General features: G+C 53.2%; 14 protein-coding genes. 6 read left to right on the top strand and 8 right to left on the bottom strand.

The features are described from left to right. Nucleotides 1-303: 303 nt before the first annotated feature. The 6 genes from RC85_RS08310 to RC85_RS08285 all read right to left on the bottom strand — a co-directional run bounded on the left by RC85_RS08310 (nt 304) and on the right by RC85_RS08285 (nt 9,747). On the bottom strand, nt 304-1,626 hold the full coding sequence (locus RC85_RS08310) for an APC family permease (protein ID WP_068261029.1): 1,323 nt from the start codon (nt 1,624-1,626) through the stop codon (nt 304-306). Between the two features lie 24 nt (nt 1,627-1,650). Further along, a complete protein-coding gene (locus tag RC85_RS08305; RefSeq protein ID WP_068261026.1) occupies nt 1,651-4,176 on the bottom strand; it encodes a cyclic nucleotide-binding domain-containing protein in 2,526 nt (841 codons plus the stop codon). After that, a complete protein-coding gene (locus RC85_RS08300; protein WP_068261025.1) occupies nt 4,173-5,975 on the bottom strand; it encodes an NAD(P)H-dependent oxidoreductase subunit E in 1,803 nt (600 codons plus the stop codon). Before RC85_RS08300 ends, RC85_RS08305 begins: the two co-directional genes overlap by 4 nt. After that, nucleotides 5,972-7,357: a cytochrome c3 family protein gene (locus RC85_RS08295; RefSeq protein ID WP_162273189.1), complete on the bottom strand. Its 1,386-nt coding sequence runs from the start codon at nt 7,355-7,357 to the stop codon at nt 5,972-5,974. Before RC85_RS08295 ends, RC85_RS08300 begins: the two co-directional genes overlap by 4 nt. Before the next feature lie 77 nt (nt 7,358-7,434). Continuing rightward, nucleotides 7,435-8,943, bottom strand: a complete 1,509-nt coding sequence (locus RC85_RS08290) for a cytochrome c3 family protein (protein WP_068261021.1) — start codon at nt 8,941-8,943, stop codon at nt 7,435-7,437. 3 nt (nt 8,944-8,946) lie between these two features. Next, the gene (locus tag RC85_RS08285; RefSeq protein ID WP_235033416.1) at nt 8,947-9,747 is read right to left on the bottom strand and encodes a hypothetical protein; all 801 of its coding nucleotides are present in this window, start codon (nt 9,745-9,747) and stop codon (nt 8,947-8,949) included. An 866-nt stretch (nt 9,748-10,613) separates the two neighbouring features. Between RC85_RS08285 and RC85_RS08280 the strand changes: the two genes are divergently transcribed. The 4 genes from RC85_RS08280 (at nt 10,614) to gdhA (ending at nt 17,164) form a co-directional block, all read left to right on the top strand. Beyond that, nucleotides 10,614-12,194: a hypothetical protein gene (locus RC85_RS08280; protein ID WP_149752962.1), complete on the top strand. Its 1,581-nt coding sequence runs from the start codon at nt 10,614-10,616 to the stop codon at nt 12,192-12,194. Between the two features lie 10 nt (nt 12,195-12,204). Then, entirely contained in the window at nt 12,205-13,983 is a 1,779-nt protein-coding gene (locus RC85_RS08275; protein WP_068261039.1) for a cytochrome c3 family protein, read from the top strand. A gap of 108 nt (nt 13,984-14,091) precedes the next feature. After that, nucleotides 14,092-15,462, top strand: a complete 1,371-nt coding sequence (locus RC85_RS08270) for an NAD(+)/NADH kinase (protein ID WP_068261013.1) — start codon at nt 14,092-14,094, stop codon at nt 15,460-15,462. Between the two features lie 346 nt (nt 15,463-15,808). Continuing rightward, nucleotides 15,809-17,164: an NADP-specific glutamate dehydrogenase gene (gene gdhA / locus RC85_RS08265; RefSeq protein WP_068261009.1), complete on the top strand. Its 1,356-nt coding sequence runs from the start codon at nt 15,809-15,811 to the stop codon at nt 17,162-17,164. Nucleotide 17,165: 1 nt separating this feature from the next. On the opposite strand, the gene RC85_RS08260 is transcribed toward gdhA, so the two are convergent. After that, nucleotides 17,166-21,188, bottom strand: a complete 4,023-nt coding sequence (locus RC85_RS08260; protein WP_084422478.1) for a hypothetical protein — start codon at nt 21,186-21,188, stop codon at nt 17,166-17,168. A gap of 83 nt (nt 21,189-21,271) precedes the next feature. Further along, nucleotides 21,272-23,377: a hypothetical protein gene (locus RC85_RS08255; RefSeq protein WP_235033417.1), complete on the bottom strand. Its 2,106-nt coding sequence runs from the start codon at nt 23,375-23,377 to the stop codon at nt 21,272-21,274. Nucleotides 23,378-23,635: 258 nt separating this feature from the next. On the opposite strand from RC85_RS08255, the gene RC85_RS08250 reads away from it, so the two are divergent. Next, nucleotides 23,636-26,086 (top strand): dockerin type I domain-containing protein, encoded by a 2,451-nt coding sequence (locus tag RC85_RS08250; protein ID WP_068261006.1) that lies wholly within the window; start codon nt 23,636-23,638, stop codon nt 26,084-26,086. A 387-nt stretch (nt 26,087-26,473) separates the two neighbouring features. Then, nucleotides 26,474-26,875 (top strand): hypothetical protein, encoded by a 402-nt coding sequence (locus RC85_RS08245; protein WP_157593901.1) that lies wholly within the window; start codon nt 26,474-26,476, stop codon nt 26,873-26,875. The last annotated feature ends 9 nt before the right edge of the window (nt 26,876-26,884 follow it).

Genomic DNA, 26,884 nt, shown 5'->3' with positions numbered 1-26,884 from the left:
CCCAATGCCGGTGGCGCAGCCACCGGTTACTCGAAACCAAAACCGCCTCCGGGCCTAGAATGACTCTCAGCCACGGAGTGGCGGCAGCCCAGTGCCGGTGGCGCAGCCACCGGATACTCGAAACCAAGACCGACTAGGCCCAGCGGGCCGACAGCAATCGCCCCTACGCCACTGCCTGTGGGCTTAGGCATTTTCCGTAGCTGGACCCGCCAGGTTCAGTCGGGTACAGCTAGTAGTGAAATAAACCCTGGCGGGCCCAGCTACGGGAAAACCGGGAAGTTATTTCGGGACAATTCCTGAGTTTCATCCAAGTCTCTCGGCCTCTCCACTGGACCGTTGCAGCCAAAACAGGATGCCACCGATCGTCAGAGTCGCGACGGCGGCGATTGCAGGGATCGGTTGGTTCCAAGCTGCGATGATGCCCAAGGAAACGCTGGCGAAGATGAAAACGGCTGGCGGAATTCCCCAGCCTGGCAACCGACTAATCTGGCCACGAAATCTCAACACAAAAAGGCTGGCAATCGCCAGCGCCGAACACAGCGACAATGTCAAACCTAGGTAGCTGAGCAAGTCCTGTAGCCGCGAAATCAAGACGACCACAATTGCCATCGCTGCTTGGAAGCCGATCGCAACGACTGGTGATCGATTCCCGCTGGAAAAAAACGACGGCATCAATCCATCGTCGGCCATCTTTGCGTAGACTCGCGGACCGGTCATCACCATCGCGCTGATTGATGTTGCCAGCGCCGTCACGATCAAAACTCGCACCAAGTTTTCCAGCGTCGTTCCACCGATCGAAACGGCCGCCGTTGCTGCTACCTGAGAAATGTTTTCGCCGGCAGTGATGACTTCGATCGGTGCACTGTAAACAAAGATCGTATTGAGCAGCAGGTAGATCACGCTGACCAATGCGGTGCCACCGATCAGGGCACGCGGAACATTGCGAGCCGGATCGCGGACTTCACCGGCAACGTAAATCGCTGCATTGAAACCCGCAAACGAGAATGAAATCCAAACCAGTTGGCTGGCGAAGTTGGGGATCGAAAAAGGGATTGTCTCGGCAGCGATTTCGCGATTCGTTGAAGCGTCAGACAACGCAAAGAAACCCCAACCGATGAAGCCCAGAATCAGTATCAACTTGAATCCGACGATCGCATCCTGCATTCGCGTTGCAGCGGAGACTTTCACGGCGTGCAACACCGCAGCGATCAAAATCGCCGTCACTGCGATGCAGCCAACCGGCAAAGCAGGCATCCGTGATCCAAGTAACGGTGACCCCAGCATCGGTGACGCATACGCTTCCAAACCGATTGCGGCCGCCGCGATTGGACCGGTGAACCCGGCCAGCATCGAAACCACGCCCGCGGTCAATCCAGCGGCTGGATGAATCGCACGTGCCAAGAACAAATACTCGCCACCAGACTCAGTAAACTTGGCGGCCAGTGCGGCGTAACTGATCGCACCACACATCGCGATAAAGCTACCGACGCCCCACGCCACCAACACTCGCCCCGGCGTCCCCAACGCCGCCAACGCAAAGCCGCTGGTCGTAAACACACCAACCCCGATCATGCTGGCCGCCACGATCGTAGTTGCGGTGATCAGGCTGAGTTTTTTGGTGACCATGGCCGATAGTCTAACCACGCTTTCCTAATTCGTGCGTTTTGTCATTTCCAACAGTTGTTCACCCGTCATGCGAAACGCAGCTTCGTGAGGGCATGCGTACACGCAACTCGGTTTGCCATCAACGCTACGGCACAAATCGCATGTCGTCGCACGCTGCTGAACCACCGGTAGTTTCCCTCCGTCCAATTCTTCATAGACCGTAACAAGTTTTCCGCTTTCATTCACTTCTTGTTTTGGGAATCCGTGCATGTTGATATTGCCGTAGGGGCAATTCTCGGCACATAAACCACAGCCGATGCAGTAGTCTTCGATCTCAATTTCAAGTGAATCGCCATTTCGGTGAATCGCATCGACGGGGCATCCGACAAGACAGTACGGGTCCATGCAACTGCGGCAACTGCTGGCCACCAAGAACTTGTCAAACCGTAGGCCGTCACGAACAAGCCGGGTGACGCCGTCGTGAGTGTCGGCGCAAGCTTTCGTACACTCGTCACATCGAGTACAACGCTCCAAATCTAAAACCAGAAGGCTCTGCGCAAGGTATAATCCTTGATCGAGATACTCGTCCGCTTCGACGGCTTGTAGTCGCCCGCGAGCTTCCTCGTCACGGCTCAAGATTTCTTTCGCTTTCGTAGCCAGTGCATTCCGAAGATCCGGAAACGTTTCCAGCAATTCACGAAAATCCTCGCCACGGATTCGAATCAATTCAACATGATCGAGCGCGGTGCATGTTGCAGTTCGCACTCCAGCAACTGAGTCGGTGCCAACGGGAGATCCGAACTGATTTCCCATTGAACTAAGCAAACCAATTTCACCGAATCCATTGCCTGGGCCAAGGTAATTCAGTACACGTTCGTTTCTTCCGTAAGCCTGTGTCACTTTTACGAAACCGAGGCGATTGACGTAATAGTTGTCTGCGTTTTCACCCTGGCGAAAAATGATCTGTCCAGGGTCGACGGTTATTAAATCCGCCTTGTCTTTCAAAAACTCAGCAGCTTTGTCTTTCGATGCATCATCAAGCGGGTTGAAGATTGGAAGACCGGAGAGTTGTCCTCGCAAGGAACGTTCACGATAAACCCGATCAAGTATGTCTCGGCTGACCGCATTTCGTTGCAGCATATGTAGAACGTTGCGTTTAATTTCTAAGACTTCGGCCTCGCCTGTCGAAACGACTGTTGCACTACGCGGATAGCGATTCAAGCAAGTCATTTCGCCGAGGATGACGTCTTCTTCGTTTCGCAAAATTCGCTGGTCCTCGCTCAGGCTTGCGGCACCAACGTCCGCCAATCTTGCCTTTCCGCCGACCTTCTCGACTACTGTTTTCAGTCCACCAAAAAGCCCTCGTAATCCGCCAACACTTTTGTTCCGGACCGCGCCACGCGTCGAGCTTAGGAAAATCTCGAACTCTCCTTTTAAGATGATGAACGCCGTGGACCCGTACTCACCTTCGCGGCATAGCACGTCATCTTTTGCGAGAACTCGGCGGACCACTGCAGCACCGTTGAACTGCAGGAACTTGTAGGGGATTCCTGAGAAAAGCGGGTACTTAATCAGTTCGTCTGCACCGACAATGTCACCATCTTTCTTGCCAGCGATCATGTCGTCGCGAACACGCTTAAGTTGTGTATCGATAAACGATGGCTGGAACTGTAAAGCCCCCGTGGGACAACTCACCGCGCACTCGCCGCACGACACGCATGAGCTTTGGCCCATTGGGTCATCGAGATCGAATGAAATCCTTGTCGCGTACCCCTTCTCGCCGCGACCGATGACTTTGTTCTCTTTCACCCAATTGCATCCACGCTGACAACGTCCGCACAGAATGCACTGGTCATGATCGACGAGAATCATCTTGCTGCTGTCATCTTGACCGCGTGAAATCGGTGGCGGTGAGAACCGCGACTGAGCCACACCCATCGACTTGGCGATCGCGGCAAGTTCATTGCCTGGTGCATCAGTCTGATTTTCTGGCAAATGATCTGCCATCAGGAGTTCGATAACGGTTTGGCTTGCCGTTTTTACTCGGGCTGCGGCTGCTGGATCTGCTTCGCTTCTAAGTGTGCTGACAACCATGTCATTGGTGACGCGTTGGACGCACGAAGGGACCAATCGGCTTCTCGGTCCCCGCCGCGTCATCTCTGTCGCTTCGACGACGCAAACGCGGCAAACGCCCACTGGTGGCAAATGCTCTTTGTGACAAAGTGTTGCGATCGGATGCGGGTCACCCGGTTTACGCACGAAGGCTTCGCTCGCGGCATCGTAGATCGTGGTCGGTCGCGGGATCGGCAGGCCATCCTCGCCTCGCAAAATGTTTCCCTGGCTGTCACGTGTCGGTTGCGCCTTCTTGACGGTGACTTCACGACCATCAATGGTCAGCGTCACATTCTCCTCAAGCTCTGTCGCTGTTGCTTTTTCAACACGTATCAGTTGACCGTCAATGTCGCGTGCGAACAGTCCTTCATCTTCTCGCTGAGACGCGACGAGACCATCGACGTTGAAATCGACCTTGCTTGATGAAGGCTCAGAACTCGAACTCGGAACGTTACTCATCGTTTTGACTCTCCGTCAGAATCGGATTGTTTGTTGGATCCAACGCAAGCCTTCTGGGCTAGGTCCGGAAAGTACTTCAGGAATGTCTGCATCGGATTACTCGCGACTTGGCCGAGTCCACAGATGCTGGTCGCTTGCATCACTTCACTTAGTTGCAACGCGACCGGTTCGAAGGTCGCAAATTCTTCTTTCGTTACTTCATTCGCTAACAACCGTTCCCCCATCTCGGTCACCTTCTGTGAACCAATGCGGCAGGGAACGCATTTGCCGCACGATTCATTTTTGTAAAAGCGGCTATTGGCAACCGCTTCGGCGAGTACGTCGCATCCTTCGCCGTACACAACAATACCGGCCCCCAGCATGTAGCCGACCGCCCGCGAAACGTTGATGTCGAGCGGTAGATCACGGATGTCAATTTCAGTGATGCTTTCCGGGACATTCTTTTCAACGAACCGGCGACTGAGATACTTTACGGGAATTTTCCCTGGTAACAGTCCGCCTGAGGGACCGCTCATCGCGACCGCCACGATCGCCTTTCCGTCTTTCATTCCGCCGCAATGGTTGTCGATTAACTCACCTAAGGTGATTCCGGTGGGAACTTCATAGACGCCTGGTTTGACCAAATCACCGCTGATCGAGAACAAACGCTTTCCCTTCATTCGCTCGCTTGACCCTGCGGTGAAGGTTCCGGTGTTCTGACCTTGAGCAGAAAACCAGTCGCCACCGTCCTTCAGAATCGCTGGCACCCAAGCAAAGGTTTCGACGTTAGAAAGCAACGTGGGTTGGTTGTAGAGTCCATTGGTCATCAATTCGGGAGGCCGATTGCGTGGTTCGGCACGCTTATCTTCCATCGCTTCAATTAGTGCCGTCTGTTCGCCACAGATATAGCCGCCGGGACTGGGGAAGACATCTAGCTCAAACGAACGACTTGATCCAAAGATGTTCTTTCCTAACGCACGTAATCCGACCGCTCGACGAATCTCCTCGCGGCATTTTTCGATTTGCTCTGGGTACTCGTGGCGAACATAGATCCATCCTCGTGTCGCTCCAACAACCAGTGCCGCGACAATCATGCCCTCGATGGTCAGATGGGGAGCCGCCAGCAAGATTTCACGGTCTTTGAAAGTTCCCGGTTCGCTCTCGTCGGCATTGCAGACGATAAACTTTTCGCCCGACGTGCCCTCGGCCCGCATCACGTCGCCCCACTTCAGGTAGGCGCGTCCTCCGGCACCGCCCATTCCAAGCAGTCCCGCATTTTCAAGCGCGGCGAGAACTTGATCTGGATCGCTTCCCGAAGTGAGAAAGTTTTTCACTTGATCGTATCGGCCCTCACCACCGTAAACGTCCATGTCCCATTTGCCAACTTTGGGCGTGACAAGTTCCGCGTCTGAGTCATAGCTAGGTGTGCGATCATCCATCAAATCATCGACGACTCTTTTAAGCCGGTCCAAGTCAGTCGCCGCAACCAGGTTGTCATTGACCATCGCGGCAACCGCTCTGTCGCAGCGTCCTAGACACGAGACTCCGCAAACCTCAACGTTCTGCTGGTGTGTCTGGGTCGCCCATTGGGTCAGCTTGTCCTTGAGTTCAACTCCGCCATGGAGATGACAACTCATGTCGCGACAAACATGCACGGTGACTTTTGGCGGTGGGTCAGTGCGGAAATGGGGAAAGAAAGTCACCAGCGAATTGACCCGGTGCAGCGGCACGCCCAACTCATCGGCAACGTTATGCATATCGGCACTGGTGAGATATCCGCCTCTCTTTTTTTGTCGTTCGTAGAGCGCTGGAATGATCATGGAGCTTTTGTCGCTGGGTTGAGTCTGCTGGTGAGAATGTCAATCACGCGGGCGCGATACTCTTGGGGATCAAATCCACCGGGAGAATGTTTTGGCGGTTTGGAAGATCGGTCGCCTGAATCAAAACGGAGCATGGATTCAAGCTGAGCGACATCGGCTGCGAGTACGGTTCGTTGCTGATCCGGCAAATCGCGAATGATCGCGTCCAACGTTAAAAGGTTGACTGCGGCCGCGTGCCAATCCTGCAACTCGTTTTTCTGCAACAAAGCGAGCAACCGGTTAAGTTCGGTTTTGGTATCAGGTGCCGCCTCTGTTGCAATCTTGCTGGCAAGTTTTTGATAGCGAGCTGCAATACGATTTCCGATGCTCGCGACTTTTCTGGGATCGCTGCGATGAGGTGATAGAATTTCGAGATAGGAAATTGAATCTCGCAAGTTCAACTGATCGGTGCTGTGCCATGTATTCCAAATCGGTAGTCCGTCACTGACACGCAGCATCGTTTTGACTTGATTCATCAGCGGTACGTCATAACGAGACATCGTTAGGGACTGATGACAGGCGAAACAATCGTAATCGGATAGCTCCGGCCACGGTATAGACACGTCGCGAAGGTGATCTGATGCTCGGGCTGACGACAAAGCTGCCGCTGCTGACAAATTGGTCGCCCGGGAAACCTTTCTCAGACGAATCGCCGATGCGGAAAAATTTTCCTCAACCTCACTGTCGCTGCTCCAGTGATGAGGCAAGTTTTCATTGTAGATAAGGAGGTCGAACCGGAGCGCCGGATGTCCCGCAGCAATCAGGTCATGATTCATGTCGCGAACCAAGCCATCTTCACTGCGTGACCCAACGTGACACCGGACGCAGTTCTTTGCTCTGCCAACGATCGATTCGGTATCTCGCATTCCCGTCGCCGCAAGGAACCGCGAGGGACCGATCCAACTTTCGTTTAAGTGATCATCGATCCATTGACTCGCCCCACCGTGGCAGGCTTCGCATGAGACTCCTTCGTAGAGCACTGATGGTTTGAGGGGATTGCTTGAATCACACTGATCGGGGGTCACGGTTCCATGGCAACTGATGCAATGTTTTTGCAGCACTTGGGTGTAGGCCTCCGTTGAGGTCTTGGCGTTGGGATCCAGCAAAACCACGATCGATTCAGAGAGAGGGCTTACTTCGCGTGACAAAATCCTTCCTGCCGTAGCGTGCGGATCGTTTGCTGCATAAACCGAAAGCGAATGATTCCACAACGGCCCCTGTCCAACAACGTTGCCGTGGCATGTCGAAGTTGCACACGAATCAGAGCCAAGAAAGCGGGGGCTGAGATCCAGTGACTCTGTTTCGATATGCCGCTGAATCTGCTGAGCTACGACAGGCAACACAGCGGGGGCAGCGAGGAAAAAGGCCAGCGATATCGAAACGCGGCAGCAGAATCCACGACGGGTGCTCAGCAAACCACTCAACGCTTCGCTCCCAACGACGTTACATCCGTGTGATAACGATGGCAAAGCGTGCAATCGTCGGAACCCCAAGTCGGCATCCCGCCAAAGACTCCGCTTTGTTCCGACTTTAGCATCGCTGCAGACAAGGCCTCATCTTCGTTTCGATGACAGCCAACGCAACTTTCGATTCCCGCGATCATCATCTTCTCATGATCCTTTGGCGGCGACGGCTTGGATTCTGATCCAGGGTATGCGTCTTGGTGGCAATAGCGACAATCGATTTGTCGGTGAGCTGCGTGATCGTACAATCCGTGCTTCAGCCAACGTGGCGGAATCATCGGTGGTGCAGTTCCATCGACTGCGCCGCGAATTGCGTCGTCGGTGATCGAATCGGCGTCATGGCATTTCAAACACTGGGCCTCGGTGGCTTTTCGTAAGCCTGCCAAAGTAGAAACGTCAATCGCGATTGTTTCGTTGGTAGGTGTTTTCTTTCCAAATCCTTCGCCAAGCTGAGGAGTTGTCTGCGAATCGTCGTTCGGATCTCGGATCGCACCCGTTGATTGAGCACCCACAAGGGTTGCGGCAAGGAAAAGCTCTGTCTTGTTCCAAGGTTGCCCATGGGGAATCGGCATTGTTTGTTCGGTCGCGATGCCTGGATTGACGGAATGGCAAGCGGCGCAGTGTTTTTCGAACGAAACAGGTTTCATGTAGCGTCCCAATTCACCGTCTGCAATCATCGAATTGGAGGAAGCTGGATTGCCCGCCATTTCATGGCAACTTTGACAATTAAGCTGAACGGAATCCGTGTCGCTTTGTCCCGGCTGTTGATAGCGCTGCCGCATGGACGCGTCGAGCATCGCAATCGTGAATGCTCCGCGTGTTCCCGAATCCACTTGTCCAGGTTGCATGTGTTGGTGATGGTCAAATTTGATGACACCACGTTCGCGACTATTTATGAATTTGAAATCACCATGAGTCTCTTCAGAGAATCCTGAGATCGCCTTGGCGATGCTCGGTTCCGCCTTGCAAGATGCGTCAAGACCTTCGTGACACGACGTACACTTTGCCGAAGCAACTTGGTTGAGAAGATGATCGCGGCCTTGATGATCGTGGTGACATGTTGAGCAGTTTTGGTCGCTCATCGCAGCGATATTGGTCATGTTTGTGCGGTAATGATCGCCCACAGCGTGACATTTCTTACATGCCGACTCCAAATGAGCGATCGACTCCGAGGACTGAATTCCCACAAAAGACAGGTTCATTTGGTTTGCATCAGAATCAATTGGCTCAAAGTTCGTATGACATTGCCGACAATCGTTTTCGAACGAAGCATGAACCCGTGCGAGCGGCCCCGTGCTGATTTGTGACGATGGTTTTCCAGCAAAAATTGCAAACGCAACGTAGGCACCGGTCAACGAGATTGCCGAGTAAATGCACATCGACCGAAACCGATCAAGCCCAGTCCGCTTGCGGAAATAGTCAATTTCGATTCGTTGCGATCGTTCTTTTCCAGTCTCGCGCGACATCAATTACCAGTATTTCAAAGCGGTCCAAACATGTGCAGCCAACAACCCCGTCACGGCAATCGATAATGCGATATGAATCGGAATCCATGTGTGCAACCAGTGATGGACTCTTGCTTGAATATCAAATTGTCGCCGCTGATTGCAGAGACTCATCAGGATATCGATAATCTCTTGTCCCTCTTCACTGCACGCCGTTCTCAGGCGGCGGAACCATGCCGATGCTTCATTTGTATCCGTGACCGGTGTCAGTTCGCGCTTGCCATGAAGCAGGAAGGGCCGAATTTCATCGAGCGCATTCCATAGCGTGACGGAATCTTCTTTGGCACGATTCATCTGTCGTGTCTCGAGGGTGCGCCCACTCGTTTTTCCCGCCTGCCGAACGGCACCGACGACGACGGTCTCACGGATCGCCAATTGGTCGCTCAGTTCGTCTTCGATGGAAATATCAGAGTTTGCGCGGCGTCCACATGCTCCAACAAGTAAACGCTCCGCATCTCTGACAGCCTGGTCTGACACATAATCAATCTGGCTGTAAATCGTCTCGGACGGAAGATTCCGCAATAGCCAGCGAGGCAATAAATTCTGAACTGCCACCCCATAGATCCCGCTGAAAATCGTGGCGACAAAAAAGATCATGAAGGTGGCCGGTAACCAGCCACCGAGATGAAAACCACAGTGCGCGATCGCAAGCGGTAGCGAGGCAAGACCAAACCAAATATGAGCGGCGAGCCAGTACTTTGCTGGAATCAGACGCAGCCGACGCAAAAGTTTGCGGGGCCAAAGCAGCATTTCAAAAACGATCACGGATCCGGCTGCAATACCGCAAATCAATCCAGGCCCACTGCCCCCACCCTGCCAAGCACCCACGCGAACACTTTGAGTAACGTAGTAGTACAAGCAAACCACGACAAAGACTGCCGCTGGTATCCCCATCATCAAATGCAGACGCGATTGAGAGCGAGAAAGAAGCACAGGAAACTTCCGGTCGAAAAGGGGTGAAGAACACATCCGCCGGGGGGTATTTGTAGTTGCGCGGCGCTGCGTCGTCAAACATCTGGACGTGGTCAGCACACGATTGCAGCGATTGTAGGAGCTCAATTCTGCGTTTTGGGGCAAGATTTCTTGCTCATGAGTCCAAATGCATGCGGATTTACAACTAGCATGGGGGGATAGTAGCCCGTAACAACTTAAATTTCGGATAGGGCTCCGTAGGGAGCCAAAGCGAGTTACGGCAATGAGTTGAATCGCCGTAACTCGCTTTGGCTCGCTACGGCCTGCTCGAAAACCAAGTTGACTCGAACGACTAACCCCCTTTGCATTCCCGGTCTCGTTTTTTTGCGATTGGTCTGAACTGAACCCACATGCTTCATCAATTCCGTCTTCGATCTGCTTTCGGGCTAGCGTCCCTATGCATCATCGCATCGTCCTACGCCGCATCGTCCTGCTTGGGGCAAGGTTTCCTGTCGCTTACGGAATCCGTCTCTCCATTGAAGCGGCAGGATCTCCGAATTGAATCTGCACAGTCGTGTGCTGCCGCTAGCTGTCATGGTGGCCCACGGCCGGGCATTGCTCAACCGACTGCTCGGCGCGGAAACGAATACGCTTTGTGGAATGAAAACGATCCGCACGCGCAAAGCTGGCGTACGATCTGCAACGACAAGAGCCAACGCATGATGCTTGGACTCGCGATCATCGACAAGCAAGGAAACGTCACCGACCAAAAAGGATATGACAACTGCTTGGCATGCCATAACACCACCAAACGATTCGACGAGCCCCGTGTGACGTCGCCCGATCGTTCATTCACATCCTTGCAGACTTTCTTCTCTCGCCAGGCAAACGGATTCAAAGAACACAGCCATGGCAGTCAGGAATCATGCGGCGAATCATGTCGGACCCATGAGCTTGACCGAAACGATTCGGCGAATAGCTTCACGCGTGAGGGAGTTGGTTGCGCAGCCTGCCACGGACCAAGCGAACACTGGTTAGGAACTCACTTCACCGCCGCTTGGTCGCCGGTTGCTGCCGAAGGTTTTGTAAACAACCAAGACCTCTATGTCCGTGCCCGCATGTGCGCGTCGTGTCATGTCGGAGACGACGACCGTGACATGAACCATGACATCATCGCAGCGGGGCATCCGCCGCTTCGATACGAGTTGGCGACCTACCACGCATGGTTGCCCAAACATTGGCGGGACGCGGAAGCCAGCGACAAGACGTTCTACGAAGCTCAGCTTTGGATCGCTGGACAAGTCGCCGCGACGGACGCATCGCTTACCTTGCTAAAGTCGCGAGCCGAGCAATCACATTCCGTGAGTATTTGGCCAGAACTAGCCTCGTACGATTGTGCATCCTGTCACCACGACCTCGGACTTGAAAACGCCCGAACGCCGAACGCTGGCAATCGAAAAGCTCAAGCGATCTATTCCAAGTGGAATGATTCAGGAATTCGCTGGGTCATTGAATCGAGACGCGAATCAGGCACCGCAGGAAACGAAGACATCGAGCTGATCGAATCGCTTGACTATGTCAAGCACCTGATGGAGGCAAACTCGATTCCGAACGCGAACGAAGTTGGCTTGGCAGCCGAAAATGCGAGAATCTCTCTCGATCGGTGGTTGAATGGTCCGTCGGGCGTCAATGCCCGACTTGGTTTCCGAAGTGATGACCTGGGAAGACTGGTTGCAAGCTCCGCTGGAAAACAGTCAACATTCGAGACATGGGAAGGCGCGGTTCAATGGTATCTGGCGGCGGTGGCGTCACGCGAAAGCTGGCCGGGAGGCTGGAGCGGACCGCTTCAGGATTCTGCCAAAAGACTTCAAAGGGGGCTGGGTTATCCTGCCAAAAAAGAGATCAGCCGATTTGCGGTAACGAATAGCGGAATCAATCGAATGAGCCGCGAGCAAGCTCAAATGACTGCCGTCGATCTGGCTCGGTGGCTTGGCAAAGTCTCCGTTGACTTGGAGTCTTCGTTCGCGGCAGATCAACAAGCGACCGCTCAGTTAGAATACGAGCTTGGTGCCTTGATCGAGGAGCTAAGAGAACTGAATAAACAAGATCATGCCGAGCTGCAAGAACGACTGAAGGAGCTGCTGGAAAAGCGGCAGGAAGAACTTGATCGCAAAAAGAAAGACAAGCGAAACAATCAACCTTCCAAGCCTGTTTTAGAGGAAGAAGACTTATTCGAGGAACAAGAAAAACGTTTCGGTGTGCCTGCAAAGAAACAGACCCAGGGCAGCAAGAATGATTAGAATCGCAATCATGAATCAGAGAACAAGCACCGCATCGATCCTGGCTTTCGTCACCTTTTGGGCGATTGTCGTCGTGATATCCGACACGAATGCGCAGGATACTTTTGAGCCGCCGTCGTGGGATGATCGGCTTTCGGACTTGGTCTATATGAACTGGAGCCGGAACACAGAGGTCAGCGAATGCGTCGAATGTCATCTTGCCGAATCCATCGGCTCGATGATCAGCGGAAAGAAAGATGTGTTTGGTGAGTTCAGTCGCCGTGACGAAATGGAGCGTTGGCTGACGCAAGACAAACATACGATTGCCCGCCGTCGCGTGGAGCCATTTTCGGCTGACGAGAGCAGGCAGCAATTGAAGAAGATGCTAAAAGAAACAAAAGAACATCGCAGCAAGTTGTTGCAGAAACTTGTGAAGGCGAACTACCGAGTCGAAATTGGTGAATTAGCGTTCGACGATTTTCCAGAGCAATGGGTTGGAATGAGCAATGTGCTGAGCCGACGAATGTGCGACAAGCTTTTCGGCGAAGGTGCAGTGAAGCAGCCAGCAGGCTACGCGAAATTTCGCGACCAATGCTTGACGTGTCATGGTGGCTACGAGATTGGTAGCAGCGATAAAGCATTTGATTTTGCCGGGTTGGGTAAGTCAGCTCAGCTTGGCATCGATTGCATGCGATGCCACCAGTCAGGCGAGCAGACGGATTGGGTTGCCAACCATACCAAGCCGAAAACTTGGCGTTTGAAAAAGCCATCCGAGAAGCAGGCGGATGGGATGCGGGATTTGGTCAATACAAGCCGTCAAGCAAGTCTTTGTGCCGATTGTCATATTGGCAATCGCGGCAAAGGAATGTTTGTGAATCACGAAATGTATGCGGCCGGCCACCCGCCACTGCCGTCGATCGAGATGCACGAATTCTCTCAGCAAATGCCTCAGCACTGGCAATCTCCCAAACAACTTCACGCGTCGCTCGAAAAGTACGCTCAACGAGACCAGTACTTTCAAATCAACTACCCAGGTCTGACGAAACAAGTATCACCAAAAGATATATTCTGGAATACTCGCAAGACACTTGTTGGTGCATTGCAGTCACAGATTCAATACTTGTCGCTCTTTCAAGAAGCGGCCAACGACGGCGGATGGGCCGACTACGCACTCTACGATTGTGCCGCCTGCCATCACGAACTTGAGTCCAAAAGCCTACGCCAACGACGCGGCTTCGATGGTCCGCCCGGACGCCCCCGCAGCCATGAATGGTTCACGGTTATTATGCACACGGCCGTTCTACTTGCAGAAAAAGAAAACGCCGACGCTTACGACCGTTTAGAAACTCAATTTAATCAAGCATTCTATGGCCAACCGTTTGGAAGTTCTGGTCGCGTCAGTCAGATCGCAAATTCGATGACGGCTGAGTTGGAAAAGATGGTGCAAACGGCCGAACGCCGCCCGATCAACGCAAAGGCAGCTCAACTAATTTTAAAAAAGTACGCAAGCACGCCAGCACCACTTCTTTTGACATACGACTCGGCACGCGAATTGGCCTGGGCGATCAAGACGGTTTCGGCCGAATTAAATGACCACAAAGTCGAACTTAACGGCGAAGTAAAACAAGCCATTGCTCAACTAATGAGTACTGAGAACACAGGGATCGAACTCTCAATCCCATCGGGGCGAGACCAGTACATCTATCGCGAATCTCTTGAGGTGGATCTAAAACGCCGAGCTGAATTTGATCCAGCCAGATTTATCTTGTCATTGAAACAACTTGATCGTGCATTGCGGAAAGTTCGCTAGAGCATTCGGGTGTAAGTCAAGACGCTCCTTCATCATTAAAGTCTTAGGGCATTAAATCATCGAGGCGGCATTCGACCGCCTTGCAGTCACCCATTCGCGAGGCTTGTTGTGGAAGTTGCATTGTGGGGAGGGAACTTCAATCCTCCCGGAGTTCACCATGCCGAGATTGCTCGTGCGTTGGCTGAAATTGCCGAGCGAGTCGTGATCGTGCCCGCTGGTCCGCGTAGCGATAAGCACGAACAGAACGCGATCGCCTGCAGTTTTCGTGCGGCACTGGTAGACATTGCGTTTCGCGGAATCCCGCGTATCGAGTTGGACTTTTCGGATCTCGAAAACCAAGTGTTTACGACAAATGATGAACTGACCAAGCGATATCCCGACGTCGATCTTTGGCATGTCGTGCCTTACGACTTTGTCGAGGGTGGTGCGAGCAGTGAGTCACTGATCCAGCGATGGTGGCAAGGTGCCAACGAGCTATGGAACCAGGCCAAGTTTTTGATTGTTCACGATCAAGATTGCGTTCCCAATCCGGAAGATCTGCCACCCCATCATCGATTGATGGAGGTTCGCACGAAGGGCCGATCATTGGACATTCGCAGTGCCTTGGTGCGAGGTGAGAATGTTTCCAATCTGATGGACCCGGCGGTACTCGGCTTCATTGAAAGCCGTGGCTTGTACCGTTTAAGCGAACCGGCGCACTCGCGATTGATCTCGCTGGATGGAAGACGCGGACATTATTTCTTCGATCCTCGAAACCAAGCCGCACGAGATTGGGCGAAGCGTTTTTCCGGCGTTGCCATCGAAGAGGCGGACTACGTCGTTGCCTTGGGCGGTGACGGCACAATGCTTCGAGCGATCGAGGATTTCTGGGAGCGTCGGATACCTTTCTTTGGCGTCAATTTTGGACATCTTGGGTTCTTACTGAACGATCGCGAAGACGTCACACAGTCAGGGTTTCCTGCCGAAGATGTGATCGTGCGAGACCTACCGCTGCTGCGTGTGGAATCAACCTTGCTCGACGGATCAACACGAATCGACTTGGCGTTTAACGATGCCTGGTTGGAACGGTCGACCGGCCAAACCGCTTGGTTTGAATTACAGGTCGACCAGCACCCGCGATTTGACAAATTGGTGTGTGATGGCATCTTGGCTTGCACCGCTGCAGGCTCGACTGCCTATGCGGCATCGATGGGCGCGACACCGATGTTGGCCGACACGGAGGCATGGATGTTAGTGGGATCGAACGTCATGACACCACGAGGATGGAAATCGGCACCCATTTCGATGAATTCGACGATCGCAATCCGAAACCTGGACCCACGCAAACGCCCCACCCAAGCATTCATCGGTGGCAAACCACTGGGTGAAGTGACCGAGATGCGAATTCGCCCCTCCAGAACCGCCTTTGTAGAGCTAGCTTTCCTACCAGAACATGACATGGCGAAGAAGATCGCCAACATGCATTTCCCAAGCGGCTAGTATTGCGTGAACGACAAGTGAGGTGTTCAAAAACTTCTTAGCCATAAGCTGCCAGCTTTCAGGCTTACAAGCCGACAAACTGGCCGAGTGTGGCTGCGTCATTTACTGATCCAGCGATATTTTGGCTCGTCAGCCATCGAACGTATTCCTGTAAACCGACTTGTGCCGCGGCCCGCTGATTCAAAGGCCCAGTGAACCGTCCAAGCCTAGTCAGCTTTTAGCTTTGGGTCGGCTTACGGAACATCGTTAGGTGAGGATGTCTTACACTTAGGCTGCATGACGCATCCGAACGGGTTCATCGCCCAGCATACGGATTGCCCCGATCACTTCCATGGAGATAAGCAAGATGTCTAGCGCAGCCGACAGTGAAGTTGAAACATTCATGCATGGATTGATCAAGCGTAATCCGGGTGAAGAAGAGTTTCACCAAGCGGTTCGCGAGGTCACTGAATCTCTGATGCCCTTCATTCTTGAAAACCCCAAGTACAAACAGGCTCAGATTCTTGAGCGGTTAACTGAACCTGACCGGATCATTATTTTTCGAGTGACTTGGGAAGATGACGAAGGTAACTTTCGGGCAAATCGTGCTTGGCGAGTTCAATTCAACAACTCGATTGGCCCCTACAAGGGCGGGCTGAGGTTTCATCCGTCAGTAACTCAGAGCATCTTGAAGTTTTTGGGCTTTGAGCAAATCTTCAAAAACAGTTTGACCGGATTGCCGATGGGCGGTGCCAAAGGTGGATCGAACTTCAATCCCAAAGGAAAAAGCGACAATGAAGTGATGCGTTTCTGTCACTCCATGATGATCGAACTCCATCGGCACATCGGGGAAGACACGGACGTGCCTGCTGGTGACATTGGCGTCGGTGGCCGTGAAATCAGTTACCTGTTCGGTCAGTACAAACGATTGTCCAATCGTTTTGTCGGAACGTTGACGGGCAAGGGGCTTTCGTTTGGTGGAAGCTTGGTGCGTACGGAGGCGACCGGATACGGCTGCGTCTATTTCTGTGAAAATATGCTGAATCGAATCGGCGATTCCATCAAAGGAAAAACTGTCTGCATTTCGGGCAGCGGCAACGTTGCCATCTATGCGGTGGAGAAGGCAACTCAGCTCGGTGCTAAAGTTGTCACGGTCTCTGACTCGGGTGGATTCGTTCATGACCCCGATGGAATCGATGCCGAGAAGCTTGCTTTCTTGAAAGACTTGAAGGAAGTTCGACGGGGAAGGATTTCTGAGTATGCGGAAAAGTTCTCTGTAGCTTCCTTTCACGCGGACTCACGTCCTTGGTCAATTCCCTGTGAAGTCGCTCTTCCGTGTGCGACTCAGAATGACATTGAACTCGACGATGCAAAGATGCTCCTGGCGAACGGCTGTTTTGTGGTTGCCGAAGGTGCAAACATGCCGACGCGGCTTGATGCGATTGAAGCGTTTCGGAAGGCCTCGGTCCTGTTCGGTCCTGCCAAAGCGGCCAATGCGGGAGGGGTCGCGGTTTCGGGTCTGGAGCAAAGTCAGAACGCGCTACGACTTCAATGGTCGCGGGAAGAAGTTGACAACAAGTTACAGGAAATCATGGAGGACATCCATGCAAAGTGCGTAAAGTACGGAGCCGACGATAAGGGGAACGTAGACTACGTCAACGGTGCGAATCTTGCCGGGTTCGCAAAAATAGCCGAAGCCATGTTGGCCTATGGTGCGGTGTAATTCACTCTCGCTTGATCCGGAAAATTCGCTCGTCCATTACGTCGTCGGTGACGAACCAGGGCGTGCCGTCGCTGCGGCGATACATTCGCTCTGACTCTTCCTTGTTTAGCGGTCTCGCGCCGACGCGGCCGAATACGGCGATTTGATTTCCGCTTTCATCAACGGCTCGGTCGCGATCCATTCCTCGGCTGATCGCGAGGGCGTGCCCGTCCTTGGGTAACTTAAAGCTTGCGACCAAGTGCGGGATTGGGCGTGGGCTGAAGCCATCGTTGCCGTGAACTTCGGGACCGGTTAACTGGATCACCCTCAGTCCGTTCTTTCCGTCAGCGACATACGCAAACTCACTGACGTTGGTGATCCCGAGTTGGACGTCATGGGCGTCGTTGATCTTTCCATCCGCGTCATACATTTGATCAATATGTGCTTTGCGAGGCTTCTCGATATCAAGGATCGCTAGCCCGTGTTTGCCGGCTGCAACGTAGGCATAAGTCCGGGCAAGGTAGATGCCGTGGGCGTCGTGCAGCGGTACCTGATGGACGACGTGTGGATGAGAAAGCTCGGTTGTGTCGAGGACTTTGACACCATCTTTGTCCGTTACGAATCCATACCGAAACTGAACCGCGACTTGGTGCGGATGATCGAGCTCTTCGTGGCCGATGACATGGGTAACTTTCGGGCACGTTGGGTCATCGAGATCAACCACGACCAGCCCTGCTTCGCAACAAACGTAGGCATAGGTTCCGACGATGGAAACCGATTCGGCACCATCGAGAAGATGGTCGGGGTTGAACGTCACGGCACGCTCAAGGAAGTTATTAAGCGGGTTGCCGTCCAATAGCGTCCCCGCACCAACCAGAATCAAACCTTCTTCACGATCCGTGACGTAAATGTAGGCGTACAGTGGATGCACCGCCGATTCTTCGTTCGTCGGATCCTGTTTTCGTGTTGGATCGGGAGCGATGGTTGATGGAGCAGCGACGCCGGTGGCAAACTTGGTGCGTACGTAGAAACGTTGCCCAACGGGTGATACCGGTGCGGTCGTGATTCGTTCGCTGAACGCTTTGTCGTCGATGAATGCGATGTCAAAAATACGCAGACCGCCTTTGCCGCAGGCTGCGTACAAATACTCGCCGCGATGCTGGAGATCAAGGATCTCTGGTTTGCGGAATTTCAGAGTCAGCGTTTCAAGAATGTCGCGACCGGGATGTTCGTGGCTGTGTTCTAACTTGCGTTCGTGTTTCAGATGCTCTTTGTAATTCTCTGGATAGGCCAGTTTATGCAGCGAGCTACCGATGACGGCTTGCGGTTCGGTGTCTTCAGTGACGACGACCGCTTCGAAGCCATGTTCACCCGCGGCAACGTAGCAATACTTTCCAATGAAATTTGTAAAGCCAGTTCCCTGCATGTGCAGTTGAGCCATCAACGCATTGTTGTCCCCGTAAGCGGATGGATGGCAATCAGTGCAGCTCTTCGTTTCGTAGACACCGGGTGCCGCATGGTTCGATTCGTTTTCCCAACCCGCACCGCCCCGCACCGTGTGCGGGACATTGGTGCTAAACGCGATCCCGCTCATCCCGTCACCACTGATGGTCTGTTGCTGAGTGTAAATTGCTTCGCGATTGGCGTTGTAACTCGTCACGTGGATCGCGCAACTGCTTCTTGCTGGGCCGATGCGATTCCCCGTCACATTGCTGTCCCGCGCGAGCATGAACACGTCGTCTCGGAGTGTTTGGAAGTTGTAGCTGGTGCGGTTTCGCGTTACGTCGCCAAGGTTGTGCAGTTCGGGTGATTTGATATTTGCTTTCTGGGGCAAGTGGCAACCGAAACAGCTTGGGTTCCAGGAACTGTGGCACGAGATACAAGACATATTGTCGTTGCTGTGTGCGCATTTGAGGAAGTCGTCTTTCTGCGATCCTCCCCAGGCAATTTTTCCGTCCGCGTCCATGTGAACGCTTTTGGCGGCATGCGAACGAGGGTTGTAATCAGGATGATCGCGGCGGACGGTGTTAGCGGTTTGCGTGACTTCCCACCACAGATCAGGTTCGACACCGCTCCGCTGAATCAACTTCGGCTTTTGCCCTGGTTCTCGAAGCACCTCGAAGCGTGGTTTGTCAAAAGTTGTACGAAGCGCTAGCAGGTTTGTTCCTTTCTTTGGGGCGGCAGGACCACTGGTGGTCAGACGTGGGGCGACGCCCGATTCGATTTGCTGCTCGACTTTTTCAATCAAAGATTCCTCCGCTGTTCCGTGACAATCGATGCACTGGATCTCGATCGCAGCCCGAACTTCGCTGTACAGCTTCGTGTCGCCGTGCCCGTCTTGGTAATAATGGCAATCGACACAATGCATTCCCTTTTCCATGTGGATATCAAGTTCATGCACCGGAGTACCCGAACGACAACGTCCCGATATTTTCTCTTTATCGTTTGAGGGGGCAACTGATTGCTGCAGAAGATGGTTTTTGACCTCAGGAACTTGCTCGTTTTTCCAATCAAGCAGTGTTCCTGTACGGTCTTTTTTGAAGACGGCACGATAGACCCAGCCGTGACCATGGAAGTCAGCAAATTGGGTGTGCTTGAGGTGCGGGTTCAGATCCGTCACATCGGCAAGGAATTCTGGGTCGCTCCAGTGGCCACGCGCGGCAGCTTCATTGGGGTTCGACTCGGTAGCTCGAATGTAATCTTCTGCCGTCAGCTCTTTCTGCTCTTTGGGATACATCAATTCGCCGTCCGTTTCGTTGTCCCACCACATGTACCCGAGATAGCTGTTGAGGACATTCGTTCCGGGGTGAATGTGGCAGACAATGCATTGGCTGGTCGGCATCCGCAGTTCAAACTTGTGTTGAATGGGATGTCCGCTGTCGTTCTTGGAAATCGTCGGGTCAATGTACTTTACCCAATCATCTCGCTCGGCAGCCGCTTTGCCACGGTTACCATACTTGGCCAAGAAGCCACTGGCGGTGTGGCTGCGGTCGTTCGCATAGAGCACGTGGCAAGCGCTACAGCCGCTGCTGCGGTAGTCACCGGGATGATCATTCGTGCCAAGAAAGTTAAGCGTCGGGTCAAGCAGTCGCGTTTTGGCGAGCCCAATCGAGACGGGGTCAGTCCGATTTTCGGTGCCCATGCCACGTAGACTCAATCGCTCACGCGGTCGCCCCGGTTCTTCGAGTCGCTCAGGGATTCCAATTTCGGGGCGGAATCGTCCGCCGCGTTCAAAGATTCGCAGGACGTTCCCAGGCTGGGAGACTTGATAGGGCACCAGCGGGCTGAGCCTTGGAAGCACGCCATGATTCCGCGTTTCTTCAGCGGTCGGCGGCGGAACCGTTTGCAAAATTTGCGGCGTGCCGTTCATGTTGTACGATTCACCATAGCGACTGTATTTTTCGTCGGTACCGCCGTTGTTGTAGAGGGCCGCTCCCCAAAGCATGCAACCGTGCGTCATCATGCTCTTGCGAAGCTGTAGTACTTCGTTGGCGTGGCATTGACCACACGCGATATGGGCGACACGCAGATCGCCTGGGTTCATAAAGCGGATGAATTCGGGTGATTCATGATTCAGAATCGTGTAGCTGCGTACCGGGTTGGCGCTGTTTTTCCAAGCCTCTGCGTAGCGAGGCCACACGTGGGCCTTGCGAAGTTCGATCGTCGTTGCATCACCGCCGTGGCAATCGATACAGCCAATGTGGACCGTGTTTTCAGGATGCATATCACCGACGTTAGTATGGCAATGGATGCACCCGCTACTTTTTAATTGCGCGTCCGCAGCAGTCTGCGTTGCCATGTTGATGTGACGCAGATCTTCCGGAATCGGATAGGAGCTGTTGTCGGCAACGCCCAGACGCCGCGCCAAGTCCCACGGATCGTCGCTATGTCGTCCGACATCGGGTTCAAGCGGCCGGTCTTGGTCTAGTCGCCCGTGAAAAGAGGGTTGTTTTGATTGGGCAAACAATAAGACGGGAGCAACGACTTGGCCCAGCAAAAAAACAATCGCAAAGATGGCAAGAAATAGCTTCGAGATTCCGTTCATTGACGCCCTGTCCCTCACGCTTTACTCACGCTTTAGCCCCTGCGGTTCAACTTTTCAATCAAAGCCGCCAAGATGCGCAATTGCTAGTATTCCAAAACCAACTCCACAAAACCTGCCACGGGATCTTCGAGCTTGCCATCGATCCTCTGGAAGAGATCGCGAAAACCATCGCCTCCGATGAGAGTTGAAAGCCCACCCAGCAGCAGTACATTATTGTTTAACAGAGGACGGTACTCCATACCAGTACTAATGTCGGTGCCGATGAATTTATTGACTTCGCCAGTAAACAAATAGGTTTCCAACGGGGCAGTTTGGTCAAACCAGAGGAAATTGACGTTGTTGATCGATTTGAGTCTCGGTGTGATGTCACCATCGATTCCAAGGTTAAACAGGTGCAGACCAGGATTTACGAAGTTGGTTTGCCCTTGAAACTTGTCACTGCGAAGGCTGGGATTAAGGCTCAGCCGATTTGTCAATTCGACACCAAAGAGCCGTGGGTTCTGACGCCCCCAATAACTGAACTCATTACCGGCGAAGTTCGGGTTCGGAGTAATGGCGTCGAAACCGGTAGCCTTCTCGTCATTGGGATCTGAGTCGCCCGAGTTGTACATGTAGGAGGATCGAAATCGGACCCAATCGCGATCGTAAGAGAGTTCCAGTGCGGCTAGGTACGCGCTGATGTCCACTTCGCGACCTGCGATCGGGTTCAAATCGTCACGACCAAGCACGTAATAGAAAGCGCTGCTGACATTGATCCGTTCGATGTGTCCATTGCTCGCCGCGCCAAAGTAGTAGGACCGAACATCGTGAGGCTGGAAAACACCGACGGGGTCCGGTCTGACCAGAAAGTCGTTGCGGTTGAATTCCGTACTCGCTTCGTCTCGGTTGGCGTGAAACGAAAGATTGACGTTATAGCCTGGAAACAAAAAGTCTTGGCGATAGTAATTAGCAATGAATGTGTTTTGATGACGATCTTCATTGAAGCGATTCAGCAGCGAGTTTGTCTCTTTCTCGGTTTGATCAAAGAAGATCAGGTTGAACTGATCGCGGTTCGCGTTGCGAGTACCGAATAGTCGGGCACCGCGATTGATATCAGAGAAAATGAAGCCGCGAAAGTCACTCACAAACGGTTGGCTGCCAACCCGCGCCGACACGAAGTCGTAATACGGACTGAGATCAGAAAGCTTTGACTCAAAGAACCATTCTTCCAGCGTAAAATCAGTGCGGGTTCGCGTTAGACCTTCACGCACATCAGGATTTACAACCGCTAGTTCGTTCGCTCGCAGATAGTTCACGTTCTGGACCAAGTTCAGGCGAACACGCCAATCGTTCGGTTTGAACGATGTGTTGCCATGAAATAAATCCAGTGCAAAAGAGTTGTACGATGCAAACAGAAACTGGTTGGGGTTACCGAAGAACGCAGCCGCTCCTGGATTTTGCGTTGCTTCAAAAGGCGTTGTTGGTGTGGGAAGTTGACGACCCTCCAAAAGCGTTAAATTCTTGTAGGTCAACTTCATAAACGTGTGCTGGCCGAAAATCGGATAGTCGCCTTTGAGCACATTTTGGTTATACGGATCCCACCATGCTCCTTTCACGCCGGGATAGTCATCCATGATTGGATGGGCTTTACCGTAACGGTCGGAGTCCTGTTGACCCAACCGCCAACGGTCATCGACCGGAACGAAGTGATTGCTCGTTTGGTAATCCGTAGGCAGAATTCCACTTGGACCAGAAAACCCGTAGGGCGTTCCACCAAACAACCTGAACAAATCGACCGTATCATCGCGGCGAGATAGATCCGCTTCGGGAAGCTCTTCGGCAGCTTCCGATGAATCCCGCAGTACTGGCGGGCGTATCGAAGGCATCAACTCGGAATCATTGGTTTCGTCCGCTTCATCCGCGAACCGCTCATAGAAGTTGTTCTCTTCGTCTGTGTCAGATTCAGAGGCGTCTTCTAAACGGTTTAGGTATTCGTCTAGGCCAGCAGTTTGTGGTGAGTTTGTCGGCTCGCCTAAGTGACCGCTAGTTTCACTGCCTAGGGGCAACGCAAGGAAATCGCGAAGCTTGGGTTTGTCATTTAACAGGTCGCTCAGATTCGGTTCATCTGCACACGCCACCATCACGCTCATCGCTACGGCGACGAACCAGGGGATGGTGTATCGGATAAAGTTTTTTGTTAGGGCGAGCAATTGCAGCGATCAGCTTGCGATGAAAGTCGTTTGCATAGGAAGGCACGGCAGCTAGGCCGCACCCCCCTTTGGTATCGGCTGCGATGACTGGCTAGTTTATGCCGGTTAATGGGATTATCAGGGTTTTTCAGGAATTTTGGCTTGCCTTGGCCCCTTTTGAGAGGAGCCTTCAATATGGGGTGACCTGTAAGTAGACTAGGGGGGCTAGGTGGGCTTCGTTTCGAGTCCTACCCGTATGACCTGAACAAAGCGTTTTTCATGAGAACCAAGCGGCGATTCTTGGCCCTGCAGAGCCTCGAGCGGCGGCAGTTGCTGGCAGCCTCCCTTCACAATGCCATTCTGCCCGTTGATACGAATTCAGACGGAGTTGTCAGCGCCGTTGATGCGCTCGCCGTCATTAACCATCTGAGTCGTCAGCAGGGTGATTCAGGCGTAGGTCGTGAAAGCGTTGAGGCCCCGGAAGCTGAACAGATGAAACTTGATGTCAACAATGACAGCGTTGTTTCAGCGATCGACGCGTTGATGATTGTCAACCACATCGCTCGTTCGGCCGAAGGTGCCGAGCCGATTGCTGATGTGTTTACCAGCGTGAAGGCCCCGGACGTGGGTGGGCAGTTTAACGCTGTGCTCAATCAAGCCGAAGAACTCGGCGTTCAGAACCTATTGGCGACAAGCGACGTTGAAACGCTATTGGACCGGGCTTCCCAAGCCACCAGGAGTGACGATGCGATCATCGCGGTCGTTGATCGGGCCGGCCGAATCGTCGGCGTCCGTGTCGAGGACGGCGTGACGATTCCTCGCGATGCCAATGGAAGCTATGACAAAGAAATACTTTCATTCGCAATCGACGGTGCGGTCGCCAAAGCAAGGACGGCTGCCTTTTTCAGCAGCAACGCAGCTCCGCTAACCAGTCGCACGATTCGGTTCATTAGCCAAAGCACCATCACTCAGCGTGAAGTGGAATCTTCACCCTTAAACGCCAACGATTCCTATCGAGGACCAGGACTCGTTGCGCCGATCGGCGTTGGCGGGCACTTCCCACCCGAGATCGCATTTGCACCACAAGTTGACTTGTTTGCGATCGAGCACCAAAGCCGTGATAGTCGAACGCATCCTGGAATGGACGGGGAAAAAGGGACAGCGGACGATTTTGAATTGACGTCACGATTCAACGCTGACCCGATGTTCGTTCCTGAAACGGCAGAAGCATTCTTCAAGACATTCCCAGAAAGTTACGGCGAGCAATCGGGGCTTGCACCTAACAGTACACCGCGAGGAATCGCAACACTTCCTGGCGGAATTCCGCTTTTTAAAGCCGTCACGGACGCTGTTGGCAACGCGGTTACCGGCCCCTTGAGTTCACAGATCAATTTGGTGGGCGGAATCGGCGTTTTCTTTCCTGGTGAAGATGGATTCGCAACCCATGAACAAGGCTTCAAGCATCAAAGCGAGAATGGCGGGAGAGTTCAAAGTGAAAAGCAACGCACCAATGCGCCGCGGATCCTGGAAGCAGAGTTTGCGGCGCTGATCGCTGCGGCAGGTGGTGGGATGATGGGGCCCTCGGCATTTGTTCGTGACTTGAGGCAGTTCAACAGCTCACTTCCGTCGCTTCCCAACTTTGTGCTACCGACTGGACGTATCGATTTGGTCGGCATCACGCTTGAAATCTATGGCCCAACGCCAGATCGGTCTCACCGCATTCCTGGAATCGATCGCCTGATTCAGGTGGGGGCGCAGATCGGACGCGGAGTGAGTTCTGGTGACAATCAAGTGTTAAACGCTAATCAGGAAACATTGCTTGCCGGTCAAGCGGTTCCTGAAGAATGGCTCGTTGCGCCGAAAGACTCGCCATCAGAATCCGGGCTCACTGCCGAGCAGGTCGAACGGATCATTCGGGGTGGAATCGCAGAAGCCAATCGCACCCGAGCTGCGATCCGGCTTGATATCGACAACGGATTCCGACCAGGTGCCAAGACTCGCATGGTATTGGCAGTCGCCGACACCAATGGCGAGCTTTTGGGACTTTACAGAATGCCTGATGCGACAATCTTCTCGATCGATGTTTCTGTCGCCAAGGCTCGCAATACTGCTTACTACGCGGATGCTGAAGATCTTCAAGATGCCGACCGGGTTGACTTCGACGGCGATGGAAATTTTGAAGGTAGTGGCGACAGTTACCCGCTTGGGACTGCATTGACGAACCGGTCGTTCCGATTTCTCGTTGAACCACGTTTTCCCACGGGAAGTGGAACTCCTGCGAACGTGGCACCACAAAGCGGATTGCGGCTTCCTGGAATCAATCCTGCGACTGCCGAGAACCTCGTCAACGAATCCCCGCTTGTGTTCGATGTTTACGCATCGAGTGATCACGCCAGCACGGTGATGTTCGATTCGTTCAATGTGATGAGAAACTTTCGTGATCCCGGGGACGATTCCGTGAAACTTGCGGGCACCGACAAACACGAACCACTCGCGAATCAAAACGGCGTAGTCTTCTTTCCGGGTAGCACGCCAATCTACGTCGATGGTCGAACCAGACTAGCGGGTGGCTTTGGTGTCAGTGGTGACGGCGTTGACCAGGACGACGTCGTCACGGCGGCGGGCCAAGTTGGCTTTGATCCGATGCAATCGATTCGCGTCGATTCATTCAAGATTGGCGGCGTCCGCGTTCCCTTCCAAAAGTTCAATCGGAATCCGATTGGAACGTAGTGGTTCGACCAAATTCAAGCTTGGCAAGGTTTGCCGATTGGCAAAACCTGCCGCGTTATCCGGATCAGTCCGGTGGTGCGGATTTTGTTCGTGGTAGCGATCCAGTGCATCCGATTGAGGGGGGATAGAAGATCCCTACCCCATGCCAATGGTGCTGCGATGGTTCGCAATCTTGTTCTAGTCTGCTGTTTGTTTGCCGTGATATCAGCAGCCGTACCCGCTTTCGCGAGTGAAGCCACGTTTCGATGCGGCCATTGTCAGTCATGTAGCGAAGGCGATGGTGAAGCATGCCACGGTGTAGACATGGACCCAGGCAGGCCCCAGAAACCACATCGCAAAATGCCGGGCGACGTCAATCGCCAAAAGTCTCCGCCACTTCGCTATCGAATGAACGACTGTAAGCGAGCTGGCAATCCTCATGCGGTCGCGCCCTGGGCTACCTGTGGCGTCAACAAAAAGTACAGCGCATGGTTTGTTGGCGGCGGAGCGGCCTGGGCAGGCGTTCCATCGATGGGACACTCAGTTTTCAATCGTGGTCGAGGCCGCAAGAGTAACGCGACCCGTGACTTTGGTGAAGGAACCTGGGGTCTCGATTATGGGGGACTCTTTGGAAAAGCGAACGTGTGGCTCAACTACACCCATGGCCGCAAACAAGGTGGCGAAGGAGCTTACCGCACCGACGGTGAGCCAAAGATCGTCTCGCGAGTAAAATCAGTTTTCGAGCGACAAGAAGAAAAAGAACGCCATCGTCATCACTCGCAAGTCGTCCATCACGAAGAAGACCATTGAAACTATTCG

The sequence above is a fragment of the Rubripirellula obstinata genome, assembly GCF_001642955.1.
Lineage (GTDB): Bacteria > Planctomycetota > Planctomycetia > Pirellulales > Pirellulaceae > Rubripirellula > Rubripirellula obstinata.
The sequence above is the reverse complement of the archived record's forward strand: the minus strand, read 5'-3'. Positions and strand labels throughout refer to the sequence as shown.